Origin of the sequence: Cytobacillus oceanisediminis, assembly GCF_003182355.1 — a bacterium.
GTDB lineage: Bacteria > Bacillota > Bacilli > Bacillales > Cytobacillaceae > Cytobacillus > Cytobacillus oceanisediminis_A.
The window spans coordinates 41,499-55,659 of the sequence record NZ_QGTW01000014.1; the positions used below are offsets into that span (position 1 = coordinate 41,499).

The following is a 14,161-nucleotide window of genomic DNA, read 5'->3' on the forward strand; positions in this document are numbered from 1 at the left end:
TCCTTCTATTTTCAATTAATTTAAAAATTGAAACTCCGTGCTGCTGCCTGTCTGGCTCGCTGTTACTTCAAGGCGGGCGTCGATTCTTTCCTTTAATTCCGGGACATGGGAAATGATGCCAACAAGCCTGCCGCTGCTTTGAATATCGATTAAAGCCTCAATTGCCTGATCTAATGATTCAGGATCAAGTGTGCCAAATCCTTCATCAATGAACATCGTCTCAAGAGAAACCCCTCCGGCATATTGCTGGACTACATCAGCCAAGCCAAGTGCAAGGGCCAATGCCGCTTTAAAACTTTCTCCCCCTGATAATGTTTTGACATGCCTTTCCTGGCCTGTATACTGATCGAACACAAGCAATTCAAGACCGCTTTGCGCATTTCCCTTCGAACGGTCCGTTTTTCTCAGCAATTGGTACCGGCCGCTTGTCATCCGGGTTAATCGCCCATTTGCTTCTCTAAGTATATCGTCCAAAAATGCAGCAAGCACAAACCTTTCAAAAGTAACTCTGTATGTGTTCTGCCCTTTGGAAATTTCATATAAATGTCCAATCACTTTATAACGTTCTTCAAGCACCTTCATTTTCTCATTAATTTCTGTTATTTTTTGTGAGGTTTCTTCATTATGCTTCTTTTTCATATACAGATTTGTATATTGATCCTGCAGCTGTTTTAGATGGTCATCTGTTTCTTTCAAGAGAGCTTGCAGACTTTCTATGTCTGGCTTTTCAACACCCTCTAAAAGCTGTAAGATCTCCGAATAGCGGTCAGTTACTGACCGTACTTCTTCACGATATTCCCGCACTTCTAATTCCAGGGCACGAATCTCATGTTCGGATTTTTTCGCATTTCGGTATTCTCCATATACGTCAAACCCTTGATCCTTCATACGCTGAACAAAGTTCTGTCTTTCAACTGCCAGCTTTTCTTCAAGCTTAACAGCTTGCCTTTCAATCGTCTCCATTTTTGCCTGTTCAGCCATATAGGCAGCCTTTGTATCCTGGTATTTCTGTTGTGCAATTTCCAAACTTTTTTGCAAAGTCTCCAGTTTATCAACCGCTTCTTTTAGAGTGGCCTGGTAAGCTTCAATGGAACGCAGATTTTCCGGAATAGCCTCAGTCACCCTCGTCAAATTGCCTTTCTTTTCAGCATGGAGAATGGCGATATCATTTATTTGACTCTGCATCCGTTCTATTTCTGCACCTAGTGCTTCCTTATGCTGATGAGATTTTTCCATTTCTAAGGTGCAAGCTTCCAATCTTAAGCTCTTTTTCTTTAACTCCTCTTGAAGATTCAAGAGATCCTTTCTTTGTGCAAGAAGAGTACTCTTAATAATCGGCAGATCTCCCTTTTCCATATCCGGCCGCTGTTTTTGTATAAGTTTGAATAGCTCACATAAAGTATTTTCAATAGATTTCATGTTTGATTGAGATTCATAGAACGAAGACTCCGCTTTTGCTTTATCTGCTTCGATTTCGGCTGCATGCTGTTTGGCTGCCTTTAAATCTTTTTCATCAGGAATATCAGTTTGCGATGCAGCCGGATTTGGATGATGGTCTGAGCCGCAAACCGGACAAGCTTCTCCATTTTGCAGCTGATTTGCCAAGATGGATGCTTGCCCATGCAGCCATTTACGTTCCAGCTCCTCAACAAGCATTCTGGCATCTTCCAGCCTGGATGCTGTCTGTTCAAAGTATCTTTTCTTTTTTTCGAATACTTCGAGTGCTAGCGTATAATCGCCCTGCAGGTCTTCATATTTATGAAGCCGTTCTATTTCCTCAGCCATTTTTTCCAGCAGCCGGTCATGTTCCAAAAGCTTTAAATGACTCTTTTCAATTTCCTGTTTTTCCTCAGCCAATACTTGAATTTTATGATCAGAGGTTTTAATTGCTTCATCCTTATGCTTTTTTTGAAGGCGGAGGGTTTCCAGCTTTTCTTCAAGTGCACGAACCTGCTTTTCTACTTCAGCATAAGAATGGATATCCTCTTTCATGTTTTGCAGCCGGTTAACATTCTCCCCAGCCTGCTTTCTTTCATCTTCACGTTTCTTTTCAGCTTCCCATCTTTCTTCGTTCTCCTCTAACAGCCTAGCTAGGGAAGCAATGCTTTTCTTTAGTGCAGTTAGTTCCTCTTTTGAAACGTCCAAGTCCTTCTTTAATTCATGGCAAAGCTGCTCCTGCTGGCTAAGCAAAGCTGCTTTCTGGGCAAGGGAAATTAGATTTTCCTTCCCGGCAAATTCTTCTTTTAATCCTTCCAGCTCATTTTTTCTTTGTTTCAGTTCGTCTCTTGCCTTTAACTGTTTGATAATCGTTTCTGCTTCATACAGCTTTTTCTGGAGTTTGTCTCTTTTTTCTTTCTGGCTCTTGCCTGCAGCTGTTAATTGCTCAAGTCCTTCCCTCATTTGCCCAATTTCTGCATCAATAAGCGGCAGCAAAATTGTGTCATTTACACTGCCAGCTTCCAAATACTCAATAAGTTCCTCATTAAAAACTGCCTGGACCTGGAGTAAAAGCTGATCACGAAGCTTTACTTGGTCTTCAACTGTTCTTTTTAAATCAGAAGCATCTTCTTTAAGCTTTTCTTCAATCCGCTTATAAATCTGGGTGTGAAATAGCCGCTGAAGAATTATTTCCTTATCCTTGCTCTCTGAGGTTAGAAGTTTTCTGAATTCTCCCTGTGGGATCATCAGGATTTGCCTGAATTGGTTGCTGTCAATAATCATGATTTCCTTTATTTTTTCATCGACATCTCTTACATTTGACGCAAGAAGCTGCCGGCTTCCATTTTCATCATAAATATAAAGTTCAGCTTTGGCACTTACTATTGTTGTACCATCGCCACGTTCTTTTTTCTTTTCCTGTTGAGGCGATCTGGAAATGTAATATGATTTATTTCTTAATGTAAATTCAAGAGAAACCTCAGTCAGTGTTTCATTTTTGGCAAACTGGCTTCTAAGTTCCGGTCCATTGCGGTCCTCACCGCTTGCTTTTCCGTAGATTGCATAGCTAATCCCATCAAATATGGTTGTTTTCCCCGAACCAGTCTTTCCGGAAATGACAAACATTGTTCGGTTCCCAAGTTCTGTAAAGTCAATTTGTTCACTATCTGCATAAGGGCCGAACGCTTGCATCTTTAATTTTAATGGTCTCATTTTAGCGCTTCCTCCCTTAGCACTTTTTCAATCACATCGGCCATAACCTGTTGTTTATCTTTTGTAAATTCGGAAGTAGTCATCTGCTCGTAAAACTGCTTAAAAAGCTCAAGCTCTGACTTTTTCTCTTCCTTCATAGAAATGAAGGAGCTTTTTTTCTTCATATCTGTAATAGAAATCTTTCGTTCAAGATGAAGTACATTTGGATATACCTGCCGCAGCTTATTGATCGGATCCAATAATGCCCCTTCATCCAAAAGTGTGATTTTTAAATAGTCATCCAGATTTTGTTTTTCATAAAATGCTGGATCCATCAGCTCTTCAAGATATCCTTCGACCTCTCTTAAATCCTTTTTAGGCTGTAAGGAACGGGTACGAAGATCGAATTCACCATTTTCTTTCATCTCAATAATTGAAATTGATTTTTCCTGTTTCGCTTCAGAAAAGGAATACTTTAAAAGCGAGCCAGAATAGCGGATTTTGTCATGCTTGATGGCATCTGGGCTATGCAAATGCCCAAGAGCCGTATACGAAAACGGATCAAAGCAGTTAGAATGGACACAGCCTGAACCACCGACAGAAAGAGTCCTCTCCGATTCACTCGTCGCCCCGCCAAGTACAAAGGCATGTCCAACAAGAATATTGGGTTCATTTGGATTTAAAGTTTCTTCAATCTTCCCGACAATTGCCTTCATGGCATCATCATGTGAATGGATTCTGTCATCATCAAGCAAATGCCTGACCATACCAGGCTCTGCATAAGGGACAAGGTAAAAGTTAACACCCTTGATATGTATTGGCCTAAAATCATTTACCAGCTTTCCTGATAAATAGAAATGGCTCTGTCTGTACCACGAGCTGCCAAAGGAAAGCCTTTCGGCGCTGTCATGGTTTCCGCCAATTGCTACTACTGGAGTTTTAAGTTCTACATTTATTTTAAAAAGAATTTCATTTAACAATTCTACAGCATCAGTTGGGGGTACAGACCGGTCATATAAATCTCCTGCGATAACAACAGCATCCGGCTTTTCTTCTTCAACCACTTCAACAAATTTATTTAGAAAATGGCGCTGATCTTCCGTCATGTACACCCCATGAACCAATTTACCTAAATGCCAATCCGCCGTATGGATAAGTTTCATATCAATCACCCTCTTTTCCCACCATGATTCCTTATCTACAATGTTACCATTATAGCAAATCAAAAAATTGAAGTACTTCTGCAAAATAAGGAAAATCCTTAAAAGAACATTCGTTCTTATTATAACAGAAAAATTTTCCAACAGGTAGATTATCAGGAAAATTAAAAAGAGCCTATTCCCTAGGCTCTTATATACTTCCTATTAAAGAATCTTCCTGAAACAACCTTTACTCCGCGGAGTGTATTCCTACACTGTACTATTCGTTACCTTTTCCCGCTCTTTTAATTTTGGGAAATTAATAAATATGGCGATTATACCACTGATTCCAATCAATAATGGATAAATTGAGTAAGACATAATGCTTACCGGAGAAATAGCTGCGAGACCCGAAGCAGCCAGCATCTGCCCACCGTATGGGATCATCCCTTGTACAAAACAAGCGAAAACATCAAGAATACTAGCAGATTTACGGGGGTCTATATCATACTGATCAGCAATATTTTTAGCAAGGGGTCCTGCAATGATAATGGAAATGGTGTTATTTGCTGTAGATACATTTGTAAGTGAGACAAGGGCTGCAATTCCAAATTCGGCTCCCCTGCGGGAGTTTATTTTGCTTGTAACTAAGTGCAGCAAAAATTCGATTCCCCCGTTAAAGCGAATGATCTCAACTACTCCGCCAATTAGAATAGCTATGATAGCAAGAGTTTGCATTCCGGCCATCCCTTCTGCAATCATCTGCAAGAAGGAAACCAGCGTATAGCTTCCGTCAGCAATTCCAATCAGCCCTGCCAGCAAGACACCGCCGCTTAAAACAAGAATAACATTCATTCCTAACAAAGCTGCAGCAAGTACACCCAAATATGGAACCACTTTCAGCAAGCTGAAATCCTGGCTGGCTACTGCACTTTCCTGTCCAGCTGTTAAAAATCCAAGAATTATAGCTGTTGCAATGGCTGCAGGAAGTACAATTAAAAAATTCACACGAAACTTATCCGTCATTTTTGTCCCTTGGGTCCGTACTGCTGCAATGGTAGTATCAGAAATAACGGAAAGATTATCACCAAACATAGCACCGCCAATAACTGCAGCCAACGCCAAAGCTACGGAGATATCGGTTTCAGCTGCCAGCGCAACACCAATTGGCGCAAGAGCAACAACTGTACCTGTTGAAGTGCCCATTGATAGAGAAATAAAGCAGGCGATAATAAAAATCCCAACCATAAGTAAATTTTGCGGCACAAAGGACAATGCCAAGTTGACTGTAGAATCGACTGCTCCCATTCCTTTGGCTGTTCCCGAAAATGCCCCTGCAAGTAAAAAGATAATAGCCATCAAAATAATATTGGGGTTTCCTGCCCCTTTCGTGAATATATCAACCTTTTCCATAAATGGCGTTTTCCTGTTCATGGAAAGGGCAATTCCCGCTGTTATTGCCACAGCCACAATAATCGGTACTTTTTTAAAATCACCTGTTGCAAGGCCGCTTCCAATAAAAATCAGAAGAAAAGCCAAAAGGGGCAATAAAGCCAACGGGTTACCTTTTTCGTTTGTTTTCATACTTATCCTCTCTCCTTAGTTGGTTTTATTTACATAATAAAAAGACCTCTTCAAACAAGAAGAGATCTTTGACATATCAATAGTCCCCTTCTTATCTGCCAAGCATAATGCTTGCTGGATTTGGCACAGCGCTCACGTGAGCCCGCTGCCGAGACATCTTAGGGCCAGTCCCTCCGTCTCTCTTGATAAGTTAAAAGTTATAAAGTTATCATTTATTAACTCTGTTTGAAAATTATACAGGAAAATGATTAAAGTTCAAGCTTTTTTATATAAAAATTCCCTGCCGATTTTTAGCAATACATAAAAATTAATAATTTTATCCTGATAAAGACATACTAAGGAAAAAAAGGAGTGAAATGATGTTCGATCGAAAGGTTATTCGTTTTTTGGTTGGAAGCACAATCATATCAAGTTTATTCAGTGTCGGGATTGTGATCTTGACCATTCTGCATCATTTACGAATTCAGGAATTAATACTTGATACGAGAAGAAGCCTGCAAAACTCCAACTTGGAATAATGAAAAGCCGCTAATAGGTAGCGGCTTTTTTAATTCCCAGACAATTAGCCTTGTATATTAGATTCCAATATTAGTGCAGGTCCTGGGAATGAGGCTGGGGATGTCCTTCTTTGATTTCCTCGAAAATATTATTAGACTGTTGTGGCGCTGGCTGTACCGGAGTCTGTAATATCATCCCGCCCATCAGTCTTTTAAACTCACCTCTTGTTAAAGGCTTTGCATCATCTATTAATTCATATCCAAGCTGGCCATTCGGTTCGAGTGTTGCCACTTTCACATCAGAAACCTTTGTAATTCCGTTCGTCCTAAGCCTCATTTCCAATTGATCAGCAGTAAAGCGGAGTTTTCTCATATTTGCGGGCTGAAGCTTCCCGTTTTCAATTACAATTTTCGATTTTCCGGTTAAAAATTTTTCAATAAAATTAAACTTTACCTGCAAATACTCCATCAAAATTAAAGATCCAATAAAAATGGCAGCAGCCACAATCGTTTTCCATACACTTGTCTCAATAATTGGCTGAATAATGATAGAACCAATTGAAATCATAACAACTGTTTGGGCAAGTGTCATTTGTGAAATAGATTTTCTTCCAGCCACACGCAGCAGGAGAACCCCTGCAAAAACTAAAAGTAATGATTGCCAGGCAAAATTCATCCTGTTAATCCACCTTCCTTTTTCTTTTAGGATGTGGTATAAAACGGACTAATATGCAATCTTTGCAAAATAAAACAGCCTGGCCAAAATGGCCAGGCTGTCTCTGTATGGGTCTGTCGATTATAGTTTAGTTACGTTAGCTGCTTGAGGTCCGCGAGCGCCTTCAACAACTTCGAAAGAAACTTCTTGGCCTTCTTCTAAAGATTTGAAACCTTCAGATTGGATAGCAGAGTAATGTACGAATACGTCGTTTCCGTCTTCACCTTCGATGAATCCGAAACCTTTTTCAGCATTGAACCATTTTACTTTACCGTTTTTCATGAAAAAAATCCTCCTATTGGCTTCAAAAAAGCCATGTGTAAATTCACCATATACACGCTTATAACTTTACGTCCATTACTCATCCAGACCATTGCCTAACGGTTGAAAAAGCAGCTAGCAAAATATAACACGATGCATAACGGCTGATTTAAATTTAGCATTATTAAATAGGAATGTCAACTAATTGCCATGCGTTTGAAAGCACTTTCACCCAGTCTCACGGCTTGTTGTGCAAACCGGGATCTGAACAGCAAAAGGTTAAGTTAACCTTCTTGCTTAAACTCTATTTTAGGTTCTTTTGGAAACGAGAGGCAAAGCATGGGGATTTGTTCTCATTCAGGTAAGGGATCTCTTATCCTCGATTAAAAAATAAATGTTGAAAACGGACAGGCAAACAAACGTTTTGATAGACCCATTCATATAATACAGTGAAAATAGTTAGGAGGTGATTCACATGAACCTTTTAGATTTTTTGAGCCAAAATTATTATATGCTGGTGCCGGCTTTATGGGTGATCGGGTATGCACTGAAGCAAACGCCATCCGTGCCTGATTGGTCCATACTATGGATACTTGTCATTATCTCAGTTACTGTCGGCAGTATCGCATTTGGATTTTCAATAAACGGAGTCATTAATGGAATCATTGCGGCAGGGGTGGCAGTTCTTGGCCATCAAATGATGAAACAAACAGTAGAAGGAGCTTCTGTAAGAAAAAAGAAATAATGTTTTTAGGTGTCCTCGATTTGAGGACTTTTTTTAAGCAGCGAACTCATCGTTTTTTATATGAACGTTTGCTAAAACTAGATAAAAAGAAGTTCAACCCATTTGGGATTGAACTTCTTTTAACTATTATCTATATTATTTTAAACCTGATAAGACATTTTCAATATTTTCTTCAGTCATTTCCTGTGCTTTTAAGAAGCTATATACATGATTTGAAGACCAGTAATCGTAAAGCCTCGCAAGATCATTTCGATCATATACTTTATTTGCAAAAGTGCTGAAAAAATAAACGAGCAGAACATTAACGACATTGGGCGGGAGCTGCTTTCTATTTGCCAGAGTCCCCAGTGCGATTTTTTCCAGCCCTCTAATATTGCCGTCTGTTAAATGCTCTACCATTTCAAGTGGGGATGCAGTTTCACAAAATTGCACAAAATCAGGGTTTTTTAATAGATTTATCATAGGTCTCTCCCCTTTACTATCTTTTATTTATACACATTCGGAGTAGATCTATAAACCCTTTTAGGTATCTTGTATCGAAAATGATATAAATAGCTGTTATTTGTTATATAAATGTTACTTGATTTTTTATGAAATCTCCTGCGATTACCCCCGGAGGAACCCTCCCTCGGTTAACTAAGACTCCACCGTAAAAAGGTGTATGTAATTATATAATTACCAGTGCAGCGATCATGCAGGAAACTAGCCATCTTGCAGGATATTTTCCTTTTACATAATGAACTATAAGCACTATAAAAATACACCAATACATTTCCATAATCTTTTCATTAATAAAACCCTTCATTAAGAAGGGTTCCTGATCATTATTTTGTTTCACGATGCAAGGTATTTTTTTTTAGCCGCGGGCTGTATTTCATTAATTCAATCCTGTCCGGATTGTTCCTTTTATTTTTTGTTGTTATATAATTACGGTCCCCCGTTTCGGTGCATGCTAGTGTAATTTTTACTCTCATATTATTTTCTCCTTTTTTATAAATGGAAAGCTGGAAGCGGGTCAGCCAGTGCACTCCAGTCTGTCCTCATCTCTGGGTCTGTTAACAAGCATTTGTCAAGGCTTGATTCAATTTCTTCTTTATCCATGTCTATTCCAATTAGAACCAGTTCTATCATTCGGTCTCCAAAATCCTCATCCCATTTTTCAAGCAATTCCGGTTCCTCTTCAAGAACTTCAAGTCTTTCTTCTTCCGGATAGACTGCAATCCACTCACCCGCTCCCTGCAATGTTATAGATGGGCCAGCTTGAGATAGCAATCCTGCTATATTATTCCGGGATGCCAGCCATATGAAACCTTTTGCCCTCACAATATCTACAGGCCAATCCTCCAGCCAATGCATAAATCTTTCTGGATGAAACGGTCTCTTTCTTTTATAAACAAAAGAGGAGATGCCGAATTCCTCAGTCTCAGGAATATGTTCTTCATTCAATTCCTTGATCCAACCTGCTCCCTGGCTCGCTTTCTCAAAATCGAAGCAGCCAGTATCAAGGATTTCTTTCAAATCTACTTCTGAATGCACGGTTTCGATAATTCTTGCATCGGGATTCAGCTTCAGTAAAACTCCTTTAAGTTCATCCACACTTTCTTCATCTACTAAATCTATTTTGTTTAAAACCAATACGTTAGCAAATTCTATTTGGTCGATTAATAGATCAACTATTTCTCGGGCATCACTTTCATCCGTTCCCTGTTTACGGTCTAGGAGGCTTTCACCTGAAGCAAAGTCATGCCAAAATCGATTTGCATCAACTACTGTGACCATTGTGTCCAGTCTGCATTTGTCGGAGAGGTTAATTCCATGTTCTTCATCAATATAAGTGAAAGTTTGGGCAACCGGAATAGGTTCTGAAATGCCTGATGATTCAATTAAGATATAATCAATTTCCCCGTCCTTTACCAATCTTTCAACTTCAATCATTAAGTCTTCTCTCAGGGTACAGCAGATACAGCCGTTCTGAAGCTCGACCAGCTTTTCATCTGTTCTTGTAAAACCGCCCTTTTTTACCATGGAAGCGTCAACGTTTACTTCACTCATATCGTTTACGATAACAGCAATCTTTCTATTGCTGCGATTATGTAAAATGTGGTTAAGCAATGTTGTTTTTCCTGAGCCCAAGTAGCCGCTTAGTACTGTAACTGGAATTTTTTTTATCATAAATTTACTCTCCTCATCCCACAAATAGTATTCATTACGATTTAAACTATATCACTATCGCTAAATGATGTTATAGGGGTCTTTTACATTCACCCCTTTGCAAATCGTAATTGTTACGATTTAAATCTTAATAGATATTTAAGCTGATTGCAAGCCGTAATTTTAAAAATAATTTCCCCGACATTTCTCCTATCCTCTCAAAGTGTTCATATTCCCATTTACAAATTCATAGAATTAATATAAAGTTTAAAACGAAATCATTACGATTTTGTATTTAGGAGGAAGTCATGATTCGAATATTTCGCAGCCATATTATCGATATTACAGGCATTAGTTTATTGGCCATTCTAGTTTATCTAATCTCTTTCAGTTCGGGCCTTGATTTTTCTTTTAAGATCCCCCCCTCTTTGCTAAACCTTAACGTTATTTTTATAAGTATTCTAATAGAAGCCCTGCCTTTTGTATTGATTGGTGTTTTAATTGCAGGGTTTATCCAAATTTTTATTACAGAAGAACATATACAGAGATGGATTCCGAAAAATAGAGCCGCAGCTGTAGTCATGAGCTGCGTAGTCGGGGCTCTCTTTCCTGCCTGCGAATGCGGTATTGTCCCTATTATTCGCCGGCTCATTTCTAAAGGCGTACCTGTATACGCGGCAATTGGCTTCATGCTGACAGGGCCTCTTATTAATCCTATTGTTATTGCCTCTACATACATGGCTTTTGGAAATGATCTTAAAATGGCTGGGCTAAGAATGGGACTCGGGTTCCTGGTTGCCATTATTGTTGCTTTTGCAGTGAGCTTTAAATTTAAGTCCAATCAATTGAAGGGTCAGATTCACCTAACCCATAAGCACAACACAAAACAGCGTTCTTTTATAGACCAGGTATGGTCTATGCTGACTCATTCCATTGATGAATTTTTTGATATGGCAAAATATTTGATAATGGGAGCTTTTTTAGCTTCAATTGTACAAGTCTATATGCCCGCGAAAGCTTTTCTGCAAAGTGCCAATGACCCTGTTGCTTCCTTGATCATTATGATGGGGTTTGCCTATGTCTTATCTCTCTGTTCTGAAGCAGATGCTTTTATTGGAGCATCCTTCAGCAGTATTTTTCCAAGGTCCTCGATATTAGGCTTTCTTATTTTTGGACCAATGATTGATTTTAAGAATACAATCATGATGCTTAGTGTATTTCGACTAAAGTTCGTCCTTGGAGTATTAACACTCACTGCTTCGGTTGTATTTATCACATTGCTTATTTTTCAGAACGTTATTTAAGGGGGATTACTATGAAATTTCATTTTCAGCAGGCATTAAGGGCATTAATCCTATTGGCTTTTTGTGGACTGATTTTTCAGCTACACCATACGGGTGATATAACTAAATACATTAATCCCAAATACTCTGGATTAAGCCAATCAGCATCCATTCTCTTTTTAATCTTGTTTTTTATTCAGATTACAAGAATTTGGACTTCAAAAAAAGAAACCGAGATTCATGATCATCATCATAGCCATTCATGCTGTCACAACCAAAATGATCATGAATGTTCCCATGGCCATGATCATGGAGATTCTCCGTTTACAGTAAAAAAACTGTTATCATACTCAATAATTGTTTTTCCGTTAATGACAGGTTTTTTCTTGCCGGCTAAAACGCTCGATGCATCCATTGCTGATAAAAAAGGCGGACTAGCGATACTTGGGAATCAAAATAAAGAGGATGCCGGACAGGAAAATTTTGAAAATATAGACGAAAATTCAGCAGATGATTTTGAAGAATACTCCCTTGAGGATAATTTAGAAGATTTCGAGGAACAAATTGAACAAGACCCTTCTGTTTATGAAGGTGAACAGGAGATTTCAAAGGACGAATTTGAGCAATTAAAAAAGGAGCTAAATTCAAGCTCTGTTATAAAAATGGATGATTTCGTTTTTAGTTTGTACTACGAGGAAATCAGTAAAGATATCAAAAAGTTTAAAGGCAGAGAAATTGAATTCCAGGGATTTGTATATAAAGAAGAGGGGTTAGATTCCAATCAGCTGGTCGTTTCAAGGTTTTTGATCACTCATTGCGTGGCGGATGCGAGTATGATTGGTTTTCTTTCAGAATTGGAGGATGCACCGAAACTTTATGATAATATGTGGATTAAAGTAACTGGGGTCATTGATGCAGCAGCCTATAATGGAGCAGAACTTCCACTTATTAAAATAAAAAAATGGGAAGAAATTGAGGAGCCATTTATACCGTACCTCTACCCTATTAATATCAAGATACTATAAAAAACAACTACTAAAAGGGACTCTGGCTAGAGTCCCTTTTTTCCTTCTAACAAAAAAATTTATAATTAGTCAACTATCTGTAAAAATATACATACATTATTTTTAGTTAATGAATAGGTTTTCTTCACTGCACTTTGATTAACCAGTTCCTTGGACAGTTGGCCAATTCTGCGGAAAACCTTTTTATATGGAGGTAATAATGGCAAATTCAATTTCCAGACAACATGAGTATCAATCTAAATTAAATTTTAAAGAGACCCATATTGCAATTAAAAGCTGTAAAGATTATTTTGAAAGCAGCCTGTCAGAAAGCCTTAATTTATTAAAGGTATCAGCCCCCATAATCCTTAAAGGAGGAAAGGGATTAAATGATAATTTAAATGGTGTGGAACGGACTGTTTCATTTGATGCTATAGATCTCAATAAAGAAAAAATTGAAATCGTTCAATCGCTTGCTAAATGGAAAAGAGTGGCACTAAGCGAATATGGATTTAAGAATGGAGAAGGACTTTATACAGATATGCATGCAATCAGGCGGGATGAATCATTAGATTGCCTTCACTCCATTTATGTGGACCAATGGGATTGGGAAAAGGTCATTTCGTTGGAGAAGCGAAACATAAGCACATTAAAAGAAGAGGTTCAAAAGATATATAATGTCTTAAGAAAAACTGAAAAACATGTCCACCAGCTATACCCTGCACTAAAACCAATGCTTCCGGAAAAGATTTTTTTCATTAGGTCAGATGAGCTCGAATACTTGTATCCAGATAAGGATCCAAAAGAAAGAGAGAATATCATTGCAAAAAAATATGGCGCTGTCTTCATTATGCAAATTGGAGGCCCGATGCCTTCGGGAAAAAGCCATGACAGACGCTCTCCCGATTATGATGACTGGACATTAAATGGAGATATCATCCTATGGTACCCCTTATTAAATAGAGCATTAGAGTTGTCTTCAATGGGAATTAGGGTAGATAGAAAAGCCCTTTTAAAACAGCTGAGAATATCTAAAGATGAGCACCGAAAAACCCTTGACTACCACCAGGCTATTCTTAATGGAAATTTGCCTCATACAATTGGCGGCGGAATTGGCCAATCCCGCCTATGTATGTTCCTGCTGAAAAAAGCCCATATTGGGGAGGTCCAGGCTTCCGTATGGAACGAGACCATCATTAAAGAATGCAAGAAAAGAAATATACCACTTTTATAAAAAGAAAAAGGGCATTCCTTTTATAGGAATGCCCCATACTGTAGACAAACTCGATGAAAATCGGGTTTGCCTACAGTCTTTTTTAGTCCGTCTGTGAAATGGGTCTGTTGATTTCCTTTCCAGGTGCTCAGCGAACGCGGGCGGCCCGGGGAGCCTCCTCGTCGCTTCGCTCCTGCGGGGTCTCCCCTGACCCTTGCTCCCGCAGGAGTCTTCGCACCTTCCACTCCAATCAACAGGATTTTAAAATTGAATGTGGCAGTAGAATCATGCCTATTTTAAAATAGATCTATATAACGCTTGGTGATGAACATTCTTTCGAAAAATAATCCGATTCAACGAGACCAACTGGAGATAGTTGCTTTATCCCAGCTGGTCCACAAGATCACTTAGTCCGCAAGATGGGGCATTCCTTTTATAGG

Annotated in this window: 13 protein-coding genes and 1 riboswitch; of the genes, 5 read left to right on the forward strand and 8 right to left on the reverse strand. The window is 38.8% G+C overall.

Annotated elements, in window-relative coordinates:
- Window positions 1–15: 15 nt before the first annotated feature.
- The 3 genes from DFO73_RS21865 to DFO73_RS21875 all read right to left on the reverse strand — a co-directional run bounded on the left by DFO73_RS21865 (window position 16) and on the right by DFO73_RS21875 (window position 5,852).
- Window positions 16–3,150, reverse strand: a complete 3,135-nt coding sequence (locus tag DFO73_RS21865) for an AAA family ATPase (protein ID WP_110066816.1) — start codon at window positions 3,148–3,150, stop codon at window positions 16–18.
- Window positions 3,147–4,292: an exonuclease SbcCD subunit D gene (locus tag DFO73_RS21870; protein WP_110066936.1), complete on the reverse strand. Its 1,146-nt coding sequence runs from the start codon at window positions 4,290–4,292 to the stop codon at window positions 3,147–3,149. The genes DFO73_RS21865 and DFO73_RS21870 overlap by 4 nt, the downstream gene beginning before the upstream one ends.
- 246 nt (window positions 4,293–4,538) lie before the next feature.
- On the reverse strand, window positions 4,539–5,852 hold the full coding sequence (locus DFO73_RS21875) for a Na+/H+ antiporter NhaC family protein (RefSeq protein ID WP_110066817.1): 1,314 nt from the start codon (window positions 5,850–5,852) through the stop codon (window positions 4,539–4,541).
- A gap of 88 nt (window positions 5,853–5,940) precedes the next feature.
- Window positions 5,941–6,044, reverse strand: a riboswitch (SAM riboswitch).
- A gap of 167 nt (window positions 6,045–6,211) precedes the next feature.
- On the opposite strand from DFO73_RS21875, the gene DFO73_RS28855 reads away from it, so the two are divergent.
- Complete coding sequence (locus DFO73_RS28855) at window positions 6,212–6,370, forward strand: hypothetical protein (protein WP_219993444.1); 159 nt, start codon at window positions 6,212–6,214, stop codon at window positions 6,368–6,370.
- A 70-nt stretch (window positions 6,371–6,440) separates the two neighbouring features.
- Here the strand turns inward: DFO73_RS28855 and DFO73_RS21880 are convergent, their stop codons facing one another.
- Window positions 6,441–7,025 (reverse strand): DUF421 domain-containing protein, encoded by a 585-nt coding sequence (locus DFO73_RS21880; RefSeq protein WP_110066818.1) that lies wholly within the window; start codon window positions 7,023–7,025, stop codon window positions 6,441–6,443.
- 120 nt (window positions 7,026–7,145) lie between these two features.
- Entirely contained in the window at window positions 7,146–7,346 is a 201-nt protein-coding gene (locus tag DFO73_RS21885) for a cold-shock protein (RefSeq protein WP_009334826.1), read from the reverse strand.
- A 454-nt stretch (window positions 7,347–7,800) separates the two neighbouring features.
- Between DFO73_RS21885 and DFO73_RS21890 the strand changes: the two genes are divergently transcribed.
- Window positions 7,801–8,070, forward strand: a complete 270-nt coding sequence (locus DFO73_RS21890) for a phage holin family protein (RefSeq protein ID WP_110066819.1) — start codon at window positions 7,801–7,803, stop codon at window positions 8,068–8,070.
- Window positions 8,071–8,205: 135 nt separating this feature from the next.
- Here the strand turns inward: DFO73_RS21890 and DFO73_RS21895 are convergent, their stop codons facing one another.
- The 3 genes from DFO73_RS21895 to DFO73_RS21905 all read right to left on the reverse strand — a co-directional run bounded on the left by DFO73_RS21895 (window position 8,206) and on the right by DFO73_RS21905 (window position 10,242).
- On the reverse strand, window positions 8,206–8,532 hold the full coding sequence (locus tag DFO73_RS21895) for a hypothetical protein (RefSeq protein WP_110066820.1): 327 nt from the start codon (window positions 8,530–8,532) through the stop codon (window positions 8,206–8,208).
- Between the two features lie 362 nt (window positions 8,533–8,894).
- Window positions 8,895–9,044, reverse strand: a complete 150-nt coding sequence (rpmG, locus tag DFO73_RS21900; protein WP_110066821.1) for a 50S ribosomal protein L33 — start codon at window positions 9,042–9,044, stop codon at window positions 8,895–8,897.
- A gap of 16 nt (window positions 9,045–9,060) precedes the next feature.
- A complete protein-coding gene (locus tag DFO73_RS21905) occupies window positions 9,061–10,242 on the reverse strand; it encodes a GTP-binding protein (protein WP_110066822.1) in 1,182 nt (393 codons plus the stop codon).
- 287 nt (window positions 10,243–10,529) lie between these two features.
- Between DFO73_RS21905 and DFO73_RS21910 the strand changes: the two genes are divergently transcribed.
- The 3 genes from DFO73_RS21910 (at window position 10,530) to asnA (ending at window position 13,742) form a co-directional block, all read left to right on the forward strand.
- Window positions 10,530–11,525, forward strand: coding sequence for a permease (locus DFO73_RS21910; RefSeq protein WP_110066823.1), 996 nt, complete (start codon window positions 10,530–10,532; stop codon window positions 11,523–11,525).
- A gap of 11 nt (window positions 11,526–11,536) precedes the next feature.
- Window positions 11,537–12,529 carry a TIGR03943 family putative permease subunit gene (locus DFO73_RS21915; protein ID WP_110066824.1) on the forward strand — a complete coding sequence of 331 codons (993 nt, stop codon included), beginning with the start codon at window positions 11,537–11,539 and terminating at the stop codon, window positions 12,527–12,529.
- Between the two features lie 199 nt (window positions 12,530–12,728).
- Complete coding sequence (asnA, locus tag DFO73_RS21920) at window positions 12,729–13,742, forward strand: aspartate--ammonia ligase (protein ID WP_110066825.1); 1,014 nt, start codon at window positions 12,729–12,731, stop codon at window positions 13,740–13,742.
- Window positions 13,743–14,161: the final 419 nt, after the last annotated feature.

Bases quoted from the DNA above. Each gene is read 5' to 3' on its own strand.
- DFO73_RS21865 (WP_110066816.1), bottom strand. From the start codon at position 3,150: ATGAGACCATTAAAATTAAAGATGCAAGCGTTCGGCCCTTATGCAGAT.
- DFO73_RS21885 (WP_009334826.1), bottom strand. From the start codon at position 7,346: ATGAAAAACGGTAAAGTAAAATGGTTCAATGCTGAAAAAGGTTTCGGA.
- asnA (WP_110066825.1), top strand. From the start codon at position 12,729: ATGGCAAATTCAATTTCCAGACAACATGAGTATCAATCTAAATTAAAT.
- DFO73_RS21870 (WP_110066936.1), bottom strand. From the start codon at position 4,292: ATGAAACTTATCCATACGGCGGATTGGCATTTAGGTAAATTGGTTCAT.
- DFO73_RS21895 (WP_110066820.1), bottom strand. From the start codon at position 8,532: ATGATAAATCTATTAAAAAACCCTGATTTTGTGCAATTTTGTGAAACT.
- DFO73_RS28855 (WP_219993444.1), top strand. From the start codon at position 6,212: ATGTTCGATCGAAAGGTTATTCGTTTTTTGGTTGGAAGCACAATCATA.
- DFO73_RS21910 (WP_110066823.1), top strand. From the start codon at position 10,530: ATGATTCGAATATTTCGCAGCCATATTATCGATATTACAGGCATTAGT.
- rpmG (WP_110066821.1), bottom strand. From the start codon at position 9,044: ATGAGAGTAAAAATTACACTAGCATGCACCGAAACGGGGGACCGTAAT.
- DFO73_RS21905 (WP_110066822.1), bottom strand. From the start codon at position 10,242: ATGATAAAAAAAATTCCAGTTACAGTACTAAGCGGCTACTTGGGCTCA.
- DFO73_RS21875 (WP_110066817.1), bottom strand. From the start codon at position 5,852: ATGAAAACAAACGAAAAAGGTAACCCGTTGGCTTTATTGCCCCTTTTG.
- DFO73_RS21890 (WP_110066819.1), top strand. From the start codon at position 7,801: ATGAACCTTTTAGATTTTTTGAGCCAAAATTATTATATGCTGGTGCCG.
- DFO73_RS21880 (WP_110066818.1), bottom strand. From the start codon at position 7,025: ATGAATTTTGCCTGGCAATCATTACTTTTAGTTTTTGCAGGGGTTCTC.
- DFO73_RS21915 (WP_110066824.1), top strand. From the start codon at position 11,537: ATGAAATTTCATTTTCAGCAGGCATTAAGGGCATTAATCCTATTGGCT.